Genomic DNA, 429 nt, shown 5'->3' with positions numbered 1-429 from the left:
GTTAAACGTTGATCCTGAGTCACCAGAACTCAAAGCGCTCATTGAACAACAGAAGCAACACCGTATTGGGCGTGCTGAGATGATCGCTCACCGTCTTGAGAAAGCGACTCGTGAAGGGGTGTTAGAAGAAGTTAAATTGATTGCAGGTGATGCACCAATTACACGAGCACACTTTGCGAAATGGTTAGTCGACAATGGCTAAGCGAAAACCATGCAGCAGGTGTTTAAAAAGTTTCTTACGCGCCATAACCCAGGTTATGTGCCACCAACATGGTGCTCAATGTGTGATGCTGTCACGGCTATTCATGCGGCTGGTGGTCAAGCAGTATTAGCTCACCCTGCGCGATATGGCCTTACCGCCAAGTGGGTTAAACGTCTTCTCGCTGCATTTGTTGAAGCAAATGGTGACGATATGGAAGTGGCTCAACC

Annotated in this window: 2 pseudogenes; both read left to right on the top strand. The window is 48.0% G+C overall.

Annotated elements, in window-relative coordinates:
* Positions 1-202: pseudogene (locus AACU55_RS23375) on the top strand (phosphatase); the annotation flags it as partial.
* 9 nt (positions 203-211) lie between these two features.
* Positions 212-429 (top strand): annotated as a pseudogene (locus AACU55_RS23370) (phosphatase); the annotation flags it as partial.

Source organism: Rahnella sp. CJA17(1/100) (assembly GCF_963881615.1).
GTDB lineage: Bacteria > Pseudomonadota > Gammaproteobacteria > Enterobacterales > Enterobacteriaceae > Rahnella > Rahnella aceris.
Note: the sequence above shows the minus strand (reverse complement) of the source record. Positions and strands in the feature narration are given on the sequence as shown.